General features: G+C 41.6%; 16 protein-coding genes. 6 read left to right on the top strand and 10 right to left on the bottom strand.

Going from position 1 to position 19,962, the window contains the following annotated elements:
- Window positions 1-48 precede the first annotated feature (48 nt).
- From ribBA to PULV_RS18065, 6 genes are all read right to left on the bottom strand, one after another.
- The gene (gene ribBA / locus PULV_RS18090; protein WP_193332436.1) at window positions 49-1,158 is read right to left on the bottom strand and encodes a bifunctional 3,4-dihydroxy-2-butanone-4-phosphate synthase/GTP cyclohydrolase II; all 1,110 of its coding nucleotides are present in this window, start codon (window positions 1,156-1,158) and stop codon (window positions 49-51) included.
- 59 nt (window positions 1,159-1,217) lie between these two features.
- Entirely contained in the window at window positions 1,218-1,880 is a 663-nt protein-coding gene (locus tag PULV_RS18085) for a riboflavin synthase (protein ID WP_193332435.1), read from the bottom strand.
- Window positions 1,881-1,889: 9 nt separating this feature from the next.
- The gene (ribD, locus tag PULV_RS18080; RefSeq protein ID WP_405127504.1) at window positions 1,890-3,017 is read right to left on the bottom strand and encodes a bifunctional diaminohydroxyphosphoribosylaminopyrimidine deaminase/5-amino-6-(5-phosphoribosylamino)uracil reductase RibD; all 1,128 of its coding nucleotides are present in this window, start codon (window positions 3,015-3,017) and stop codon (window positions 1,890-1,892) included.
- The gene (gene nrdR / locus PULV_RS18075; RefSeq protein ID WP_086744464.1) at window positions 3,010-3,459 is read right to left on the bottom strand and encodes a transcriptional regulator NrdR; all 450 of its coding nucleotides are present in this window, start codon (window positions 3,457-3,459) and stop codon (window positions 3,010-3,012) included. The genes ribD and nrdR overlap by 8 nt, the downstream gene beginning before the upstream one ends.
- Before the next feature lie 152 nt (window positions 3,460-3,611).
- Complete coding sequence (glyA, locus tag PULV_RS18070; protein WP_086744463.1) at window positions 3,612-4,868, bottom strand: serine hydroxymethyltransferase; 1,257 nt, start codon at window positions 4,866-4,868, stop codon at window positions 3,612-3,614.
- A 198-nt stretch (window positions 4,869-5,066) separates the two neighbouring features.
- Complete coding sequence (locus tag PULV_RS18065) at window positions 5,067-7,286, bottom strand: patatin-like phospholipase family protein (protein WP_086744507.1); 2,220 nt, start codon at window positions 7,284-7,286, stop codon at window positions 5,067-5,069.
- A gap of 340 nt (window positions 7,287-7,626) precedes the next feature.
- Between PULV_RS18065 and ettA the strand changes: the two genes are divergently transcribed.
- The 6 genes from ettA to PULV_RS18035 all read left to right on the top strand — a co-directional run bounded on the left by ettA (window position 7,627) and on the right by PULV_RS18035 (window position 14,948).
- Window positions 7,627-9,291 carry an energy-dependent translational throttle protein EttA gene (ettA, locus tag PULV_RS18060; protein ID WP_086744462.1) on the top strand — a complete coding sequence of 555 codons (1,665 nt, stop codon included), beginning with the start codon at window positions 7,627-7,629 and terminating at the stop codon, window positions 9,289-9,291.
- Window positions 9,292-9,496: 205 nt separating this feature from the next.
- Window positions 9,497-9,859, top strand: coding sequence for a PilZ domain-containing protein (locus tag PULV_RS18055; protein ID WP_086744461.1), 363 nt, complete (start codon window positions 9,497-9,499; stop codon window positions 9,857-9,859).
- Between the two features lie 50 nt (window positions 9,860-9,909).
- A complete protein-coding gene (locus PULV_RS18050) occupies window positions 9,910-11,202 on the top strand; it encodes a MipA/OmpV family protein (protein ID WP_193332434.1) in 1,293 nt (430 codons plus the stop codon).
- An 88-nt stretch (window positions 11,203-11,290) separates the two neighbouring features.
- Complete coding sequence (locus PULV_RS18045) at window positions 11,291-11,887, top strand: XTP/dITP diphosphatase (protein ID WP_193332433.1); 597 nt, start codon at window positions 11,291-11,293, stop codon at window positions 11,885-11,887.
- Window positions 11,884-13,020: a radical SAM family heme chaperone HemW gene (gene hemW, locus PULV_RS18040; protein WP_193332432.1), complete on the top strand. Its 1,137-nt coding sequence runs from the start codon at window positions 11,884-11,886 to the stop codon at window positions 13,018-13,020. Before PULV_RS18045 ends, hemW begins: the two co-directional genes overlap by 4 nt.
- A gap of 92 nt (window positions 13,021-13,112) precedes the next feature.
- Window positions 13,113-14,948: a DUF885 domain-containing protein gene (locus PULV_RS18035; RefSeq protein ID WP_193332446.1), complete on the top strand. Its 1,836-nt coding sequence runs from the start codon at window positions 13,113-13,115 to the stop codon at window positions 14,946-14,948.
- Window positions 14,949-15,022: 74 nt separating this feature from the next.
- On the opposite strand, the gene PULV_RS18030 is transcribed toward PULV_RS18035, so the two are convergent.
- The 4 genes from PULV_RS18030 to PULV_RS18015 form a co-directional block, all read right to left on the bottom strand.
- Window positions 15,023-16,501: a hypothetical protein gene (locus tag PULV_RS18030; RefSeq protein ID WP_193332431.1), complete on the bottom strand. Its 1,479-nt coding sequence runs from the start codon at window positions 16,499-16,501 to the stop codon at window positions 15,023-15,025.
- Window positions 16,498-17,661: a hypothetical protein gene (locus PULV_RS18025; RefSeq protein WP_193332430.1), complete on the bottom strand. Its 1,164-nt coding sequence runs from the start codon at window positions 17,659-17,661 to the stop codon at window positions 16,498-16,500. Before PULV_RS18025 ends, PULV_RS18030 begins: the two co-directional genes overlap by 4 nt.
- Window positions 17,662-17,698: 37 nt before the next feature.
- Window positions 17,699-18,562 (bottom strand): hypothetical protein, encoded by an 864-nt coding sequence (locus PULV_RS18020; protein WP_193332429.1) that lies wholly within the window; start codon window positions 18,560-18,562, stop codon window positions 17,699-17,701.
- Window positions 18,563-18,647: 85 nt separating this feature from the next.
- Complete coding sequence (locus PULV_RS18015; RefSeq protein ID WP_086744455.1) at window positions 18,648-19,910, bottom strand: hypothetical protein; 1,263 nt, start codon at window positions 19,908-19,910, stop codon at window positions 18,648-18,650.
- Window positions 19,911-19,962: the final 52 nt, after the last annotated feature.

Raw genomic sequence — 19,962 nt, 5'->3', positions numbered from 1 at the left:
AAAGCTCAACTTTATTAGCGTTAATAATGAGCTCTCTTTTTTAGTAAATTATGGTTCGACGTATTCCACCACTTCTAAGCCAAACCCTGAAATTGCATGGTATTTTTTCGGTAAACTCATTAAACGCATTTTATGAATACCTAAATCCGCCAAAATCTGAGAACCGACACCCACAGTGCGTGATGTCCCTTGGAATTTACGTAACTGAGTGGATTCGCCTTTATCTTGTGCTTCAAATGCTTTCACAATTGATTCAAGCTCTTCTGACGTTTCTTGCTTACCTAAAATAACCACTACGCCATTTTCTTGAGCAACACGTTGCATTGCATGACTGAGTGTCCAGCTGCGATCTGCAACACGATCAGAAAGTAAAATATCGTTAAAAGTACTTTGTAAGTGAACCCTTACTAAAGTTGCTTCATCTGAATTCACACTGCCTTTAACTAATGCATAATGAAGCTGACCATCAATGGTATCTTTATAAGTAACTAAATCAAAATCACCATGCTCTGTGGGGAGTTTGCAGGTTGCAACTCGCTCAATGGTCGCTTCATTCAAATTACGGTATTCAATTAAATCAGCGATAGTACCAATTTTAATACCGTGCTCTTTGGCGACAATTTCTAAATCAGGGCGTCGTGCCATGGTGCCATCAGGGTTTAAAATCTCTACAATCACAGACGATGGTTCACAACCTGCTAAACGCGCTAAATCACAACCCGCCTCAGTGTGCCCAGCACGGGTCAAAACGCCCCCCGGCTGCGCCATAATTGGAAAAATATGACCCGGCTGAACGATATCTGCAGGGACTGCACCTTTGGCAACAGCAGCTTGAACAGTTCGCGCACGATCGGCAGCTGATATTCCGGTTGTGACCCCTTTTGCAGCTTCAATAGACATGGTGAAGTTAGTCGAGAACTGTGCACCGTTGTTACGTACCATTAAAGGTAAATCAAGCTGCTGACAACGTTCTTGTGTCAACGTCAAACAAATTAATCCACGTCCATATGTCGCCATAAAATTGATTGCTTCGGCACTGATGTGCTCGGCAGCCATAATTAAATCGCCTTCATTTTCTCGATCTTCATCATCCATCAAGATAACCATTTTACCGGCACGGATATCATCAATAATTTCTGCTGCGCTGTTGAGTTTCATTGCATACTCGCTTTTGCTGTTGTCATCTAAATAGCAGGCTATTTAAGGTTAAAATATGTTTAAGACTTTATAAAACCCGCTTGAGCTAATAAGTCCATTGAGACATTACTGGTTTGTGTTTGCTCATTCGCACCCGAACTGAGCAGGCGTTCCATATAACGAGCAAGTTGATCCACTTCTAAATTCACCTGACTGCCAACTCTAAAGTCAACAATAGTCGTTTGTTGCGCTGTATGTGGCACAATCGTTAGCTTAAAGCGATCTTGTTCAATCCCATTGACTGTTAAACTAATCCCATCAATACACACCGAACCTTTGTACGGAATGTATTTTAATAATCCATGAGGGGCACTTAGCCAATAATCGGTGGCACGGGCATTTTGTTCAATCGCGACAACCGTTGCAATGCCATCAATGTGCCCCGATACTAAATGTCCTCCTAAACGAGATGTAGGAGTCAGGGCTTTTTCTAAATTCACTTTCTGACCTACTTTGTACTCAGCAAACCCAGTTAAACTTAAAGTCTCATGAGAAACATCAGCAACAAAACCATCACTTTTAAGTTTTACGACTGTTAAGCACACCCCATTTGTGGCGATGCTATCACCGAGTTTAACGTCGCTTAAATCAAGCTCAGTACTGGTCACAGTCACACTGAGATCACCTCCCACTTTTTGTAAAGTGGTTAACTGGCCTACGGCCTCAATAATTCCTGTAAACATTTAGTTCTTTCATACTCTTTTTGGAGACGCAATAATTTTAAGATCTGAGTCTATAAGGCTCACTTCATCAATGGCCAAATCATAAACCTGATCCATAGATTCTAACACGGGAAGCTGTAAAAGGCTTTGTCCACTGGCACCTATTAATTTTGGTGCAAGATAAAAAATAAACTCATCAACCAAGGCTAATTCGGCAAATTTACCAGCCAAAGTATGGCCTGCTTCTAACCAAAGCTGATTCACCCCTAATTTCCCAAGTTGCTGACACGCATCCGTCAAGTCAACAAATCCATTTAACTCTTTGACAACCAGATGCTGAACGTAATGCGGCCAATGATGGTTATTTTCAAGCTCTGTGGTCAGAATGATAATTGGACTGTTGATTTGAAAAAAAGCCAAATCAGGCGTTAAGCGGTGTTTTGAGTCAACCACAACGCGGATTGGTTGTCGTAACTGCTCAGCAGGGAAAGGCGGTTCGAGCAACTCAGCATAGCGCACATTCATCTTTGCATTATCAACGAGTATCGTGTCGGCACCGGTTAGAATCGCACAACTTTTTGCTCGATAGTCTTGCACCTGCGCCCGAGCTTGCGGTCCGGTAATCCACTTGCTGGCACCATTTTTTAATGCCGTTTTACCATCTAAACTAGCGGCTAATTTGCACTGAATAAAAGGCATGCCTGTACGCATTCGTTTTAAAAAACCACGGTTCAGCGCTTCTGCTTGCGTTTGCATCAAACCAAACGCCGTTTCTATGCCCGCTTGATTTAAAATAGCGAGCCCTTTACCGCTGACTGCAGGGTTAGGGTCGACCATCGCTGCAATGACTTTGGACACACCCGCCTCGACTAATGCAACAGCGCACGGACCTGTGCGCCCCGTATGGGAGCAAGGCTCTAAAGTCACATACGCAACCGCCCCTTGAGCTTTATCTTGTGCTTCGGCAAGGGCATTGACTTCGGCATGGCCTTCGCCTGCTTTTTTATGGTACCCCTGGCCGACAATTTCACCATTGTTGACTAACACGCAGCCAACATTGGGGTTTGGTGTTGTGGTGTACATTCCATTGGCGGCAAGATTAATCGCCAGCGTCATATAATGATGATCTTGGGCTGTGAATTGGCTCACGTTATTCACCTAAGCGGGCGATTTCTTCGCCAAATTCTTTAATATCTTCGAAGGAACGATAAACAGATGCAAATCGGACATACGCTACTTTATCGAGCTTTTTCAGTGCTTCCATAATACATTCACCGACAATGTGGCTGGATATTTCTCGCTCACCCGTTGCCCTAAGTTGAGATTTAATTTGATGAACGACTTCTTCAACTTGCTCTGTACTAACAGGGCGTTTTTCAAGGGCGCGATGTAAGCCATTAAGCAACTTATCTTCGTTAAAAGGTTCGCGGCTGCCATCTTGCTTAATAACACGAGGCATCACCAATTCAGCCCCTTCAAATGTAGTAAATCGCTCATGACAATCAATGCACTCACGACGTCGACGCACCTGATGGCCACCACCCACCAATCGCGAGTCGATGACTTTCGTATCTTTTGCAGAACAAAATGGACAATACATTCTGAATTCCCGTTCAAATAAGCAGATTGAAACACAAGACCTAAACCGAAGTGCTTTCATGGCGTTGACATAAAAAAAGCCGCTTTAAAAAGCGGCCTTATCATAGCAAAAAATAGTTAGCTTGTGAGCTAAATTAATTTTGCAAGAAACAATTATGCGTAAACAGGTAACTTCTTACAAATTGCTTGTACTTTTTCTTTCACTTGTGCCTGAACTGACGCATCTTCAATGTTGTCAAGAACATCACAAATCCAGCCAGCTAGCTCTTTTGATTCTGCTTCTTTAAAACCACGACGAGTAATAGCAGGTGAACCAATACGCAAACCAGATGTTACAAATGGCGAACGTGGATCATTTGGCACTGAATTTTTGTTAACAGTAATGTTTGCATTACCTAACGCTGCATCTGCATCTTTACCTGTGATGTCTTTATCGATCAAATCAAGCAAAAATAGGTGGTTATCTGTTTTGCCTGATACCACTTTGTAACCACGCTCTTGCAACACTTCAACCATAGCTTGTGCATTTTTAACAACTTGAGCTTGATACGTTTTAAACTCTGGTTGTAACGCTTCTTTAAATGCGACGGCTTTAGCTGCAATAATGTGACATAAAGGACCACCTTGGCCACCAGGGAACACTGCACTATTTAATTTTTTATAAATCTCTTGATCACCACACGCAGAGATAATCAAACCACCACGAGGGCCGGCTAACGTTTTATGAGTTGTTGTTGAAACAACATGTGCGTGTGGCACTGGGCTTGGGTATACACCCGCAGCAATCAGACCTGCAACGTGAGCCATATCAACAAACAAATATGCATCGACTTTATCAGCGATTTCGCGGAATTTAGCCCAATCAACGATCCCTGAATACGCAGAAAAACCAGCAATAATCATTTTTGGTTTGTGCTCAAGCGCTAACGCTTCAACTTGTGCGTAATCGATTTCGCCTGTTTCTTCATTTAAACCATACTGAATCGCATTGTATGTTTTACCTGAAAAGTTAACATGAGAACCATGAGTTAAGTGACCGCCATGGGCTAAGCTCATACCCAATACGGTATCGTGTGGCTGTAACAATGCTTGGAATACTGCAGCATTTGCTTGAGAACCAGCATGCGGCTGAACGTTTGCGTAATCAGTACCAAATAACTCATTTGCGCGATCAATCGCTAACTGCTCAACAACGTCAACATGCTCACAACCACCATAGTAACGCTTACCAGGGTAACCTTCTGCATATTTGTTAGTAAGTTGAGAGCCTTGAGCCTCTAAAACGCGTGGGCTACAGTAGTTTTCTGAAGCGATCAGTTCAATATGCTCTTCTTGGCGAGCAGTTTCTTTATTAATAGCTTCAAATAACTCTGGATCAAAATCTGCGATGTTCATGCTGCGTTCTAACATGGGTTCTCCTAGTTGCAACGTAATAAAGGATCAAAGAAGGCGATATTGTACGCGCAAATAGCGTATTTGCCTACATTGACAAGGTGAGCATATTTAAACAGCAATTGAAATTTTTTCACAGTGCTTTAATAATGATATTTTTTAATCATTTACATAAATAATAAATATACACTTACAATAAACCATAAATAAATTTTATCACCACCAATTTTTTCCAAGTGAAATAAACACACTTGTTTCACCCCCCTTTGCAAACCCAACACCCAACGCAATTGGCCCTGCGCCGGTATCTGTTCCTAAGTAAACACTCCCGGACAGCAACAAGTCATCTAAATCAATTTGCTCAGCAAGCGACCAGACATTGCCAGCCTCAACACTTAATCCCGAATACAAGGGGTAATTGCTGAGATTCAATATATCGCGCCCTACATCATATTGATAAATGACAGCAGCAAAGGCTTTATGCGCACCAATCAGCGTATTTTTACCGTAGCCTGACAAATTTAAAAAACCACCTAACTCAGTCACATTGGCTGTAAACTCGCCCCTTTTATCTATTGTTGAAAAAGACGCTGCGCCGACCAGTGCATGATTATTAAGGGTCATAGCGCCTCGCCAATCAACTGTTAATTGTAATGAATCGGCGTCTTCGATAGGAGCAAAGTAATCATCATATTCTTCTTGGCGTTGGTGCACAGTGAATGCAAATTTATTGCCATCAGTTGGAAAATTAATGCTATTTAAATCATCGAAATTAAGCGAGAGGTAATACCCTTGCTGATTATAATCAGACACCTGCTTCGCCCAATCTTGGTTACGTAGTTCCCCTGACTCAGCAGCAAAACCAACTTCAACAACCCAGTCATTATTGAAATAGTACCCTGCCGCTACCTGCCCCAACAGGGACGTTTTTTGTAAATCAACATAAATACTTTCTGAGTTTTTCAACCGCCGCTCTTCTTTTAAATATCCAATTGAAGCAATACCATAAAAATCTTCAGTGCTATTCAATGGCTGATAAAACTCAGATTTAAGTGCCTTTTCGTAGCCTAGTGAAAGCTGATTTCGCCACTGAGCACCTAACTGGTTAAGGCCACTTTTTGTGTAAGCAATATCTAACGAGAGTACGGAGTCACTTTGAAAATCATCTTGGTAACTTGCGCCCACATCAAGAAAGTTTGGACCCCACGACTTAGCTTGGGTATTAAGCAACAGTATACGCCCTGTCGGCGTTTCTTTAAACGTGGCATCAACCGTTTCAAACGCATCTAAACCATACACACGATCAATGGCGTCTTGGACATCACGCTCTGTCACTAATGCACTTTGTTTGATGGCAAATTCCCGCAAAATAAGATCATTATGCACAGACGATTGATTGTTTAGTTCAATCGCCACCAACGGACGATTCATAGATGCAAACCACACTTCGCTGCGCTCAAAAGCTTGCTGTTTCAAGGTAAGGTATTGTGCTTCCTCCATACTTAACTGACTTAACTGTGACTTTTTTTCTATAGCCGCTTGCTGACCACGTTCAAGGGCTAGCGGTAAAACCGCCCAGTCAGTTGTGCTCAATGCTCCCACATCGGGTCGAATTAAAATATCTTCAGGAGTCATTTTTAGCAGCTGATGCTCTGTAGAAGCGCGGGTTAAAATCGTGGAGAGCTGCATCAGCACATCCACAGAATTTTGAATATGCTCTTTTTGAGCCAGTGAAGATCCAATATCGACAGCAATTACCACATCGGCACCCATCGCCTTAACGACATCGATAGGTAAATTATTGGCAATCCCGCCATCCACCAGCGTTTTCCCCTCTAATTCGATGGGTTGGACAACCCCCGGTACTGCGGCCGATGCCTGCATAGCATCAATAATACTGCCTGATGAAATAATCACTGCGTGACTGGTGACTAAATCAGTAGCAATGGCTCGAAATGGAATGGCTAAATCATCGAAACTATCAAATGAGCGGACTAAATTAGTTGAGCTTCTCAGTAATCGATTAACATTTTGCCCAGCAAGTAACCCTTTGGGTATTTTTAATTGCTGCTCTTCAATGCCTAATCGCAGCGGTAAGTTATAGGTATCACGATGTTGTTTGTTACGAACATTAAGTGAGTTACGCGGAATCGTATCTGAATACCCTTCATCCCAATTTGAATCAAGCATCACTTGCTCAATTTGAGCAGGGCTATAACCTAACGCATACATACCACCAACATACGCCCCAATACTGGTTCCTGCTATGTAATCAATCGGGATATTTAACTGCTCTAGCTCTTTTAATACACCGACATGGGCACTGCCTTTTGCCCCTCCGCCGCCAAGCACTAAACCGACTTTTAATCGCTCTTGAGCAGCTAGCTCAATTGAAAAAATGAGTAAAAAACTAATGACACTTATAATTCGGAACATGTGGGCACGATGATCAATACATTTAATAAGTAACTTACACAAAATAAACACAAAATGCGAAGCATGTTGACTCAAGCAATGGCAAAAGAAATGATCTATTCAATTCCATTGATGAATAACACTCCCTAATGTTTAAGATATAAATAACTCTTTTGATTACGCGAGTAGCCGCTATCTTTAATCTCACCGACAACAGACTATCCAGATAAAGCTCTCCCATAAAATACAAATCAAATGACTAAACACACCCAAGTACAGCTATTTCCATTTCAAACATTGCCCCAACTTGCGGGTTCTTCTAAAATAGCGCTAATTTCATCATTCAAAAGTGGATTTTTTAATGGCTCAGTATATTTATACTATGTCTCGGGTGAGCAAAGTTGTGCCGCCGAAACGTACAATTTTAAAAGATATTTCTTTATGTTTTTTCCCTGGAGCCAAAATTGGCGTACTCGGTTTAAATGGTTCAGGTAAATCAACCCTGCTACGCATTATGGCCGGCATAGACAAAGAATTTGAAGGTGAGGCACGTCCACAGCCTGGTACTAAAATTGGTTACCTGCCGCAAGAGCCGGTATTGGATGAATCAAAAACAGTGCGCGAAGTGGTTGAAGAAGCCGTCAGTGAAGTTAAAAATGCCCTGTCTCGCCTTGATGAAGTGTATAACGAATATGCATTAGACGGCGCTGATTTTGATGCATTAGCCAAAGAGCAAGGTGAGCTCGAAGCCATTATTCAAGCTCATGATGGTCATAACATTGATAACGTACTTGAGCGCGCTGCCGATGCACTTCGCTTACCTGAATGGGACGCTAAAGTCGCAACTCTGTCTGGTGGTGAGCGCCGCCGTGTTGCTATTTGTCGTTTATTGCTTGAAAAACCAGATATGCTTTTACTGGATGAACCGACCAACCATTTAGATGCTGAGTCTGTCGCATGGTTAGAGCGTTTCTTACATGATTACGAAGGTACCGTCGTGGCCATTACCCATGACCGATATTTCCTTGATAATGTAGCGGGTTGGATTTTAGAGCTGGACCGTGGCCATGGTATTCCGTGGGAAGGTAATTACTCTTCTTGGTTAGAGCAAAAAGACGCACGTCTTAAGCAAGAAGAAAAAGCCGAGCAAGCTCGACAAAAATCAATTGCGCAAGAGCTTGAATGGGTGCGCTCAAACCCTAAAGGCCGCCAAGCAAAATCAAAAGCGCGCATGGCTCAATTTACTGAAATGCAGCAATCTGATTACCAAAAACGAAATGAAACCAACGAGCTGTTCATTCCGCCTGGTCCTCGCTTAGGTGATAAAGTACTCGACGTTACCAATTTACGTAAGAGCTACGGCGATCGCGTCTTAATTGACGACTTGAGCTTCTCTATTCCTAAAGGTGCAATTGTCGGGATCATCGGTGCCAATGGTGCTGGTAAATCAACTTTATTCAGAATGTTAAGTGGCCAAGAGCAAGCTGATGCCGGTGAGATTGTCTTAGGTGAAACAGTCCAACTTGCAACAGTCGAGCAGTTCCGTGATGACATGAATGAAAACAATACCGTTTTCAACGAAGTCTCTGATGGACTGGATATGCTAAAAATTGGTAATTTTGAAATTCCAAGCCGTGCATACGTCAGCCGCTTTAACTTTAAAGGCAATGATCAACAAAAGTTCGTTAAAGAACTCTCTGGTGGTGAGCGTAACCGTTTACACTTAGCTAAGCTATTAAAAGCCGGTGGCAACATGATCTTACTCGATGAGCCAACCAATGACCTTGATGTTGAAACATTACGTGCCCTTGAAAATGCGATTTTAGAATTCCCTGGTAATGTAATGTGTATCTCACATGACCGTTGGTTCTTAGACCGCATCGCAACGCATATTTTAGATTACCGTGATGAAGGCCAAGTCAATTTCTTCGAAGGTAACTTTACTGAATATGAAGATTGGATGAAGAAAACATACGGTGCGGAGTCAATTCAACCAAAACGAATTAAATATAAACGCATTGGTTAACCCCCTCTCTAAAACGCCCTTTTATGGGCGTTTTTACTATTTATTCAATCAAATTTCACCTGTATCTCTGTTCAAGCAATTTAAAACACCCTAGCGCTATCTCACTCAGTTTGTTTTTAAATCTCTAAGATGTTAAAACGAATATAACTGCTATTATTGAGTTAATAATTAAGAGAAATTAACCACTAAAACAAGAGTGTTAATAATGGAAGATAGACGTCGCTTTACTCGCATTATTTTTTCAACGCCCGCTTTCCTATCGAACATGGGCATCATCTGGTCATGCACGCTTATCGACCTGTCGCTAAAAGGTGCATTAGTTGATAAACCCGATAACTGGCGTGATGGTGAAGTCAAAAATGTGCTTCTCACTTTCACTTTGGCCGATACGGATATCGAAATCACAATGAATATGAATGTGAGCCATGAAGCACAGCATCACTTAGGCTTGCAATGTGAACAAATAGACATCGATAGCGCGACCCACCTAAAACGCTTAATTGCCCTTAATGTCGGTGATGACTCTTTACTCGACCGCGACCTTGAAAACCTAGTCCACCCAGAATAAGCTACTTTTTGGCTGCAAATTGCAGCCTCTTTCGTTTGGAACCTTATCTCGTGCGTATTATTTTAACTCGCTTACACCTTTTTATTATTCTTATTGGCTATCACTCTGCGCTTTGGGCAACAGAGCAAGATTGGGGGCTTGGTGCTTTTGTTCGGCACGCTGAGATACCATTTGCGACTCAATCAGATACTGTCACAAGCTTTGTCCCTATGATGTTTTATCAAGGCGAGCATTTTTTTATTAAAGGCACCGAAGGTGGAATGCACTTTTGGCAAGACTCTCACAACGAAATAAATGTTATCGGTAGGCTTCGCTTTTTTGATATTCCTGCTCAATATCAAAATGCAGTCCAAGGAGACACTATCGACATTGGTCTGCAATGGCACCATCAACTAAACGCTCAGACCCACCTTGATAGCGAAATATTAAGTGATTTAAATGGCGATATTTATGGTCAATTTACAGCAAAGCAACGCTATGAATCTGGCCGCTGGGAATGGATGCCTGAAATTGGCGCAAGGCTCAAAACCAGTGCATTTAACAGTCGTTATTATGCCCTAGAGCTTTTAACAAATGAATCTATCGGAGCTGGCATTGAGTTTAATACTAAACTAACAGGCCGTTACCATGTAGGGTCTAATTTTTATTTACTGGGCTCAATAGGCGCCAATACTCTCGATCAAAATGCCAAGCATGCCAGTGCTACCGACAAAGATTGGCAAGCTGAGGCCTATTTGGGCTTCGCTCTGTTCAATGATAAAACTCAAACAAAGAAAAAACATTTGCGACAATCTGGCTATATTCGTGCAGCCCATGGCTGGGCTACCCCATCAAACATTGGCGAGATCCTCAGTGGTAACACAGTTAAAGACCAATATAATAATCAATTAACATCTATTTTCTATGGGTTGCCTTTAACCGACGAAGTGCTGGGAATGCCCCTAGATGTTTACCTTACCCCTGGATTTGTTTTTCATCATGAATCTCAAGTGCAGGAGCGCATTGAAGAGTACGTACTGGGTATTAAAGCGTACTACACTTTTTCTTGGCCGGTACGCTGGCGCCTTGGCGTTGCTGAAGGACTATCCTATGTCTCTGATATTACTTACATCGAACGAAGTGAAATGGAGCGAAAAGGCTATCGACCTAGTGAGCTATTAAATTATCTCGACTTTACAATTGATGTAAATTTGGGCGATGTATTTAATATTTCGCAATGGAAAAAAACGTGGCTCGGCTACAGTATCCATCACCGCTCAGCTATTTTTGAGTCGGCCTCACAATTTGGCAGAATAAAAGGAGGCAGTAACTATAATACCCTTTACATACAAGTCCATTTTTGAGCATTTCCCTCAATCAAACCCAGTTTATCGCTGGCTTTTTTAAATGGGATACGTATGATCATCACATTCATGATTTAGGGTCAATCCCATGCAAAAAATAGTACTCGCAACAGGTAATCAAGGCAAAGTGAACGAGCTAGCGGCGATGCTGGATAATCTCAAAATCGAAGTGATTGCACAAAGTGAATTCAGCGTGCCTGACGTTGCCGAAACTGGCACTACCTTTATTGAAAATGCGATCATCAAAGCACGCCATGCCGCAAAAATTACTGGTTTACCTGCTATCGCTGATGATTCAGGCCTAGAAGTGGATGCCTTACGCGGTGCGCCGGGTATTTACTCGGCACGCTTTGCCGGTGACAATGCCAGTGATCGCGATAATATTGACAAATTACTCTCAGAGTTAAAGGGCGTACCAAAGCAAAAACGCACCGCTCGTTTTTGGTGTGTACTGGTTTTGATGCGCCATGCTGATGATCCTACGCCGCTGATATGTCAAGCCAGCTGGGAAGGAATGATTACCGAACAACCAGTGGGTGACGCTGGGTTTGGCTATGATCCGGTCTTTTATATTCCAAACTTAAACACGACCTCTGCAGAGCTTTCAAAAGCGGATAAAAACGCAATTAGCCACCGTGGCCAAGCATTACAACAACTTCTCACTCATTTGCAGGCTCAACTGTGATTTTACCCCCTCTGAGCTTATATGTTCATATTCCGTGGTGCGTGCAAAAATGCCCGTACTGTGACTTCAACAGCCACGGCCAAAAAGGTGAGATACCAGAAACCGCCTATGTTCAGCATTTATTAGATGATTTACATCAAGATTTACACTTTGTACAAGGGCGAAAACTTCACTCTATATTTATTGGCGGCGGCACTCCTAGCTTAATGTCTGAGCAAGCTATTCATGATTTACTCGCTGGCATTGAGCAAGCAATACCCTTCACTGAAAACATCGAAATCACGCTCGAAGCTAACCCTGGCACCGTCGAAGCAGGGCGCTTTGAAGGTTATGTGCGTGCTGGCGTCAATCGAATCTCGATTGGTGTTCAGAGCATGCAAAATGACAAGCTCAAAGCTCTGGGCCGAATCCATGATGCCAACGAAGCCATCAAAGCTGCAGAGCATGCTCACTTAGCGGGGCTTAACAGCTTTAACCTTGATTTAATGCACGGTTTACCTGGACAAAGTCTTGATGATGCCTTGAATGATTTAAAAACGATTATCGAGTTAAAGCCCAAACACATTTCGTGGTATCAACTGACTATTGAGCCCAATACGCAATTTCACTCTAAACCCCCAACTTTGCCCGAAGATGACATTTTATGGGACATTCAGGAACAAGGTCAGGCTATGCTTGCCAAAGCTGGGTATGAACAATATGAAATTTCAGGCTATAGCCAGCCCGGCTACCAATGTCAGCACAACCTCAATTATTGGCGCTTTGGTGACTATTTAGGTATAGGCTGCGGCGCGCATGGTAAAATCACTTTACCCGAAAAAGAATGCTTAATTCGCACAGAAAAAGTGAAGCACCCCAAAGGGTATATGGATTTAACCAAACCCTATATTTATAAACGTTGGCAAGTTGAACATTCAGATTTAGCATTTGAATTTTTTATGAATCGCTTACGTCTATTTGAAGCCTGTGACAAAACAGCTTTTCATGAATTGACGGGATTGCCTCTGCACCAAGTTGAAGCTGCATTTGAACACGCTATAAAACAGGGATTACTGCAGCATACCGCGCAACAATGGCAAGTAACCGTAAAAGGGCACCGATATCTCAACAACTTGTTAGAATTGTTTGTCTAACCTAAAGTTAAAAAATTGTTACAAAATGGCTCTTAAGGCAAAGAGCCAAATACACTACAATCCATTATCAAAAATCAAAAAGGTAATAAATGATGCGTAAAATGACTCTCATAGCAGCCACTATTAGTGCTGCTCTTTTGGCTGGCTGCCAACAAGCGCCAAACGCACAAAGCACACCTGCGCCCGCTCAAGTTCAAGTTGTGGCCAGCGAAGTCGAAAAAGCGAATGCATTTTTTGAAGAAGTCTTCATGCGCGGCGTCATGCGAAGCCCTGTCTATCAAACATACATGGGCATTAAACAAGATTACGATAAATGGGATGATGGTTCAGAAGAGCGTGCCCTTGAAGACTTAGCACTGACCAAGAAAGATTTAGCCACTTTAATGACCATTAATCGCGATCAACTGGATCCTATTACACAAACCAGTTATGACCTATTCAAACAAGGGTTAGAAGAGAACATCGCGGATTTCAAATGGCGTTATCATAACTATCCAGTGAATCAAATGTTCGGCACACATTCTATGGTACCGGCATTTTTGATTAACCAACACCAGATCAGCGACGTAGCCGATGCAAAAGCTTATATTTCTCGTCTAAATGGTGTGCCGACTGTATTTGAGCAGCTTGAAAAAGACCTCGAAGTCCGTGCGCAAAAAGGCATTATCGCTCCAAAGTTTGTCTTTCCTCATGTAATTGATTCAAGTAAAAACATCATTAAAGGTGCACCATTTGAACAAGGTGAAGATTCTACACTTCTTGCTGACTTTACTCGAAAAGTGACAGCACTCGACATTGAAGAGTCAGAAAAAAAAGCTTTAATCAGTGAAGCTACACAAAGCCTTAAAGTGGCGATCAAACCGGCTTATAGCAAGTTAATTAGCTACTTAGAGCAACTTGAAAAACGCGCTGATGAACGTGATGGTGCGTGGAAATTCCCTGATGGCGAAGCGTTTTATAACAACGCCCTAGCCCGTACCACTACAACCGCTCTTACCGCGAAAGAAATCCACGCGATTGGTTTAAGTGAAGTAGCCCGTATTCATGATGAAATGCGTGAAATAAAAGAAAAAGTTGGCTTTAAAGGTGACTTAGCTGCTTTTATGGAATTCATGAAAACTGACAAGCAATTCTATTACCCCAATACCGCAGAAGGTAAGCAAGCGTATTTAGATGAAGCTGTTAAAGTCATTGACGATATGAAAGCACGTTTAGACGAGTTATTTATCATCAAACCTAAAGCGGATTTACAAGTTAAAGCCGTTGAAGCATTCCGTGAAAAAGCCGCCGGTAAAGCGTTTTATCAACAACCAGCGCCAGATGGTTCGCGTCCAGGCATTTACTATGCGAACTTGTATGACATGGAAGCAATGCCAACTTATCAGTTAGAAGCACTGGCTTATCATGAAGGTGTGCCAGGCCACCATATGCAAATTGCGATTGCGCAAGAGTTAGAGGGTATTCCAAAATTCCGTAAGTTTGGTGGTTACACAGCCTATGTTGAAGGTTGGGGTTTATACTCTGAACTTGTTCCAAAAGAGATGGGCTTATATGCAGATCCGTACTCTGATTTTGGTCGCCTCGCGATGGAACTCTGGCGCGCCTGTCGCTTAGTCGTCGACACAGGTATTCACGCGATGAAATGGACTCGCCAAGAAGGGATTGATTACTATGTAAACAACACGCCGAATGCGACGTCTGACGGTGTCAAAATGGTTGAGCGTCATGTTGTCATGCCATCACAAGCAACGGCTTATAAAATCGGTATGCTGAAAATTCAAGAGCTACGCGAACATGCTAAAAAGCAGTTGGGTGATAAGTTTGATATTCGCCAATTCCATGATGTTGTACTAAAAAATGGACCGCTTCCACTTAATGTTTTAGAACGTTATGTTGATGAGTATATCGCTTCAGCCGGAAAAGCTTAATTCAATACAAACAAAGCTTAAGCTAATAAAAAACCAGTCATTGTTATGACTGGTTTTTTTGTTTCATGAAATCGTTATTGGCAATTAGCGACATACCTGAGCGGCACATCAATATCCCCTTCAATACAGTCAATGGTCATATAAGTTGAAGCATTGAGCATCTCTATTCCGTTCAAGTAAACATTAAAGCTAGATGATGGCTTGCTTAACAATCGCCAATAATTTGATTTTAAGATATATCGCGCTTCCCAAATTGGAGGTGGTGGTGGGTAACACTCACCTCTAGCTGAATATAAACAAGGCTCAGGATCATGACATTGGTAAGCTCTTGTCGAATTAACAGCGCTGGTGTATGGGCACTGAGGAGGCGGGTAATAAGCTGAAGCCTTATTGACATTGATACTGTAAACTGGTTGAACAACTCTTTCGTAAACATGATCAGAGTTTTTACGCCACTTTCTTTCCACCTCTTCAAAACTAGGTGTTGTGTAAGGTAAGTGTGGGTTAATCGGATCCGGTTTTGACACTAAATTAGTCAGCACATTTCGCGGGCTAAAAACAGGGATGAATAACTCTTTTCTTAATACATGTAATAAGTTGTTTTTTATTCTATTTTTTTGACTCGCGTCTTGCGGTGATTGTGAAGTTAAGCCATTACTATGGAAATACAGTACTGAGATACCACTGCGGTTATTTATGGCTTGGGTTAATATTCTATCTAGTTTACTTTTAGTAATTGACCAATAACGATTCTCTATCATTTTTGTAATCATATACTTAACTAAATCACGCCATTTTACAGTAACGCGCGCATCTCTAAGTTGAGTATTCGTTTTCAATTTCCAATCTGTTAATAATTGGATTTCAGCATCCCAACTAGAACCTGTCACCAATAAATCTGAAATAGCCATATCCCAACCAGGAAGTGTTTGCCCCTTAAATGGAATATCTTGATTGATACTCCCTGCGATGGGCAACATGGCTAAAAATGAAGATAAAAAGTCAACTTCTTGCCAGTTTCCTTGATCGTCCAAAGCCTTACAAACAGGGATTTGAATTGGCCCATTTGGGCTTTGCCATATTTCAATGTCACAAGTGGTTTTTAGTTGTCCGTCATTATCTAACTGAAAACCTGCCAATAATACACGAGTATCCGCGGCTGATATCTCAGCCGGTTTAATCAACAAACCTTTGCTTGACGCTTCTGCATTTAATCTTGCAATCAAAGAAGTGCGACTCAATGCATTAAACTTTCCTTCAAAATTCACCGCACTTTCACCAGAAAAAGGGCCTGTTTCGATGGTGGTTGCAAACACTGAAAACGCCGGACTATTACCGACCCTTTTAATGCCGCCAACTTTAGGGATATACCACACGGTTCGGCGATTTAACGAATCAGAGAATAAATGAAATTCTCTTTGGATATCAACGCTAAATCGGCTGGCGATATTATCAACTTCAGGCGATACTGGAGTTGCACTGCTCTGATTGCTAACGATTAAGCACAATACAATGGCGCATATCAGCTGCAGCTTGAAATACATGACTTTCATTTAACCTTCTTATTATTCAATTTATTATTTTTGCAAAGCACTTCGTTGTGTAAATCAACACAGCCATTTTTTATCCAACGGCTAATTAAAGAAGTCACTTCCATGGGGACTGGGGGTTTGGTCATTGGCATGCCAGGGCGCTTAGCTCCAATCCCAAATTGAGATTCTTTTTTCCGAGTCACTAACCGAGCATATAAATCAAACGGGTCATTGGTGGTTACCCAACGAGTAATACCAGCTTCAGAGGTATCAAAAGCACGATTTGCTCGCCCTTCAATACCATGACAATGAACGCAGCTATTATCTCGCCACAGTCGTTTCCAAAGATAAAAACGCTCTCCCTTTGAAAGTGGGGAACTCTCATCTTGTTTAAAAATAGTGGGAATATCGCGGAGTGAATTATCTAGTTGACGCTCTTGATTGGCGCGCTCAATATTAAAAAAAGCAGCCAATTGCGTAGCTTCAGCTTTAGTTATTGCAACAGTTGGCATATTACGTTCGGGCGTATCAGTAGTTGACAATTTATTGGCATACTTAAATAACCACCGCTCCGAAAATAAGCTAAGCCCGACAGTGTTGTAACCACTCACAACACTATCTCTATGACACGCTGCGCATTTTCTTTCAAAAACAGTCTCGCCAACTAAAGTAGCAGTGGCATCATCTGATGGAGTTACATTATTACTGCTACTTTTTGTTGATGGGGCTAGCCATTGAGCGAAATGCTCTAAGCTTTGCTTTGATAATTTTGGGTATGCCATCATCGTTGGTGCTTGGCAACTTCCAGACTGATCACACTTGCCGAACGGTCTTTTCAAAAAACCTTCCAAAGAAACACGATCAAATCGCTCTCGTTTGGCGGAATGTCTCACTGGGTTAAGAGGCGCATTTAAATAAGATAAAGCATGATGGCCGATTAGCTTCAATTTAGTGTCACTAACAGGCAAGCTAAAATAGCGTTTATCTTTTTCTCCTGAATTAAACTTAACCGCAATCTGGGTAATTTCTTGATGACAACCAAAACATTGCGCATCTGTCCATTTACCAAACCCATTAGAAAAGCGCTCTTCGACCACGATACGGTTGTCGGTATGACATCCTTGGCACTCACTAATTAAGGTGTCTACTTCGGCTTGGCTCTCATAAGAAAGTGAAAGCAAAAGTAGAGCCCAAATCAGTATTAAGTAACGAATCAACTTAAAAGTTCACACTCAAAATTTGCTCTTGACTACCTGGGACAGTCACTTCAACCTGCTGTTCCACCTTGCTTTTATCAAGTAATAATGTGGCTGAAGTCGAAAACTCATGTAAATCGATGAAGCGTTTCCAATCAGTATATTCAAGCTGCTCACCATTGGTTTTATCACTTCGAAACAATGAGCTCGCATATTGAGCACTTTGAAAAAGCACCTTGTATGCATCGCCTGTATAGCGCTCTTTTGGCACATCCAGCACCAAGATGGAGTCATCCACTAATGCAGACACAATAGCAGGTGCATCCATATAAACAGCAGGTGTCGCTGAACTTAAAATATTGTAACTAACATTGATGACTTTATTTTGATTAATAAAATCAACTATCTCAGCTTCTTGTTGTTCATTACTAGTTTGATATTTTAACTGTAAAGAACAGACGCTCGGGTAATTCCCTGTATTAGATTGAAGGTTGTAATAAATTCCATAATCCTTCAATTTATTGACCAATGCGTCTGTTGCTTCACATAAAATAGCGTCTGTTGGTAAAATGTTTTGTCGAATATCAAGGATGCTATTAGCAGAAACAAAATCAGTATAGACATTATTATTATGGCTTTGTGGAAAAGCTCTAACCGTAATTCGTTTTATTCCCCAACCGGCGCTAGAAGGTCCCACTACTTTTTGTTGTATATCTTTATACCAAAAGGCACCACGATTGGAGGTTGTACCTTTTATTGGCGCATACAGTAAGTCTTGCGTTTCGATTGCGCTGGCAAAATCTATTTCATCTAATGTCGTCGCACCAACGTTGATACATGTTAAACCACTAAAAAGTAGCGTGCTCAATACTATTTTTGTATTCATTTTTCTTCCTACTTGGAGCTGATAAATAAGGCCATAAAGCTTGAAACCTTAACTGGGTTTCAAGCTCAATATGTACTGTGGATAATTATTGACCCGCGATATTTCTACACGCAGCATCATCCATATCCCAAGTTACTTGCGTACCAAATCCACCACGAACACATTGAATATTCATATTTGTAGCGGCATTAGTCACACTTGAACCTGGATTCCAAGATACGTAACGAGTTTCGTTACGTTTAAATACTAATTTTTCATAATTAGCTCTTAAGGTGTACATGGCTGTGGCTTCTCTATTCACATCACCAATTTGAGATTGGCCATAATCACGCATCTCATTAAACAATTCATCACGCATTTCTTTGCGAACTGCTTCAACTGTTTGAATGAAGTGCTCTTCAGAAGTTGGTTCTTTGGCATATGAACCATCTGCTTGTAAATACTCAACTGTAATACCCGATTCACCATTTTGGTTATCAAGTAAACGCTTGAAGAAAGTCCCAATTTCAACTTCTAAGCAAGCATTATTATGAATTGCAAAAAAAGTGCTCGCTTGCTCAAAAGTACGTGACCAATCAATATTGATTCTTGCTACACGCACTTTTTTGACTGTGGTCAGTTCCCACTCAGCTACAGCTTGAATATTCGCATCCCAGTTTGAGCCCGTTTCCATCCACTCTTGAATCGTGAAATCCCAATCAGGCATGCTGGTCGCTTGGAATGGGATATAAGTCGATACAGTGCTATTCCCTCGTGGGGTCGCAGCTCTAAATTTCGACAGGAAGTCAGTATTAACCCACTCTCCTTGGTTATTTAATGCCTTACATACCGGAATAAGCACAGTGCCATTAGGGCCTGTCCACTCTTCAGTATCACAATGAGTGTCAATTCGACCATCATTACCAACAACCAAATCAGTTAATAAAAACTTAGTTGTTACTTTTGCAGCTTGAGCTGGAGCGACTCGAAATCCTTGAGCTTGTGCTTCACTTTCTAGCTTTAAAAGCGCACCACGGTCACCTGAGGTATTAAATGCACCACCAAAATGAACTAAATTTTGGCCTGCAAAAATACCCGTCCAAGGTGCGCGAGAATAAACTGAAAAACGAGGTTTAGGGGCGGAAGTGCTGGCTCCCGACAAAGCAATTTGGCCTACTTTAGGAACATACCAAACTAAGTTTTGATCAGCAGAATCAGCATATAAATTATATGCTTGCTGAGTATCGACAGAGAAAAAGCCTTGAACATCTTTTTCTGATTGATCTAATGGCGCAGCGGTTGCAAATGCTGAAAAAGCAGCAGCAGTCAATGCTAATGCTAGTTTCGATTTTTTGATTGTTGATGTCATGATATTTATCTAATCTCTTAAATTTTAAGTGTATTGTTTAAATTAACGTTCC

Origin of the sequence: Pseudoalteromonas ulvae UL12, assembly GCF_014925405.1 — a bacterium.
GTDB lineage: Bacteria > Pseudomonadota > Gammaproteobacteria > Enterobacterales > Alteromonadaceae > Pseudoalteromonas > Pseudoalteromonas ulvae.
Note: the sequence above shows the minus strand (reverse complement) of the source record. Positions and strands in the feature narration are given on the sequence as shown.

What these genes read in the sequence shown, in the direction of transcription:
- PULV_RS18020 (WP_193332429.1), bottom strand. Translation starts at nt 18,562, where the DNA reads ATGAATACAAAAATAGTATTGAGCACGCTACTTTTTAGTGGTTTAACA.
- PULV_RS18015 (WP_086744455.1), bottom strand. Translation starts at nt 19,910, where the DNA reads ATGACATCAACAATCAAAAAATCGAAACTAGCATTAGCATTGACTGCT.
- PULV_RS18065 (WP_086744507.1), bottom strand. Translation starts at nt 7,286, where the DNA reads ATGTTCCGAATTATAAGTGTCATTAGTTTTTTACTCATTTTTTCAATT.
- PULV_RS18045 (WP_193332433.1), top strand. Translation starts at nt 11,291, where the DNA reads ATGCAAAAAATAGTACTCGCAACAGGTAATCAAGGCAAAGTGAACGAG.
- glyA (WP_086744463.1), bottom strand. Translation starts at nt 4,868, where the DNA reads ATGTTAGAACGCAGCATGAACATCGCAGATTTTGATCCAGAGTTATTT.
- nrdR (WP_086744464.1), bottom strand. Translation starts at nt 3,459, where the DNA reads ATGTATTGTCCATTTTGTTCTGCAAAAGATACGAAAGTCATCGACTCG.
- PULV_RS18035 (WP_193332446.1), top strand. Translation starts at nt 13,113, where the DNA reads ATGCGTAAAATGACTCTCATAGCAGCCACTATTAGTGCTGCTCTTTTG.
- PULV_RS18085 (WP_193332435.1), bottom strand. Translation starts at nt 1,880, where the DNA reads ATGTTTACAGGAATTATTGAGGCCGTAGGCCAGTTAACCACTTTACAA.
- ribBA (WP_193332436.1), bottom strand. Translation starts at nt 1,158, where the DNA reads ATGAAACTCAACAGCGCAGCAGAAATTATTGATGATATCCGTGCCGGT.
- ettA (WP_086744462.1), top strand. Translation starts at nt 7,627, where the DNA reads ATGGCTCAGTATATTTATACTATGTCTCGGGTGAGCAAAGTTGTGCCG.
- PULV_RS18030 (WP_193332431.1), bottom strand. Translation starts at nt 16,501, where the DNA reads ATGAAAGTCATGTATTTCAAGCTGCAGCTGATATGCGCCATTGTATTG.
- PULV_RS18055 (WP_086744461.1), top strand. Translation starts at nt 9,497, where the DNA reads ATGGAAGATAGACGTCGCTTTACTCGCATTATTTTTTCAACGCCCGCT.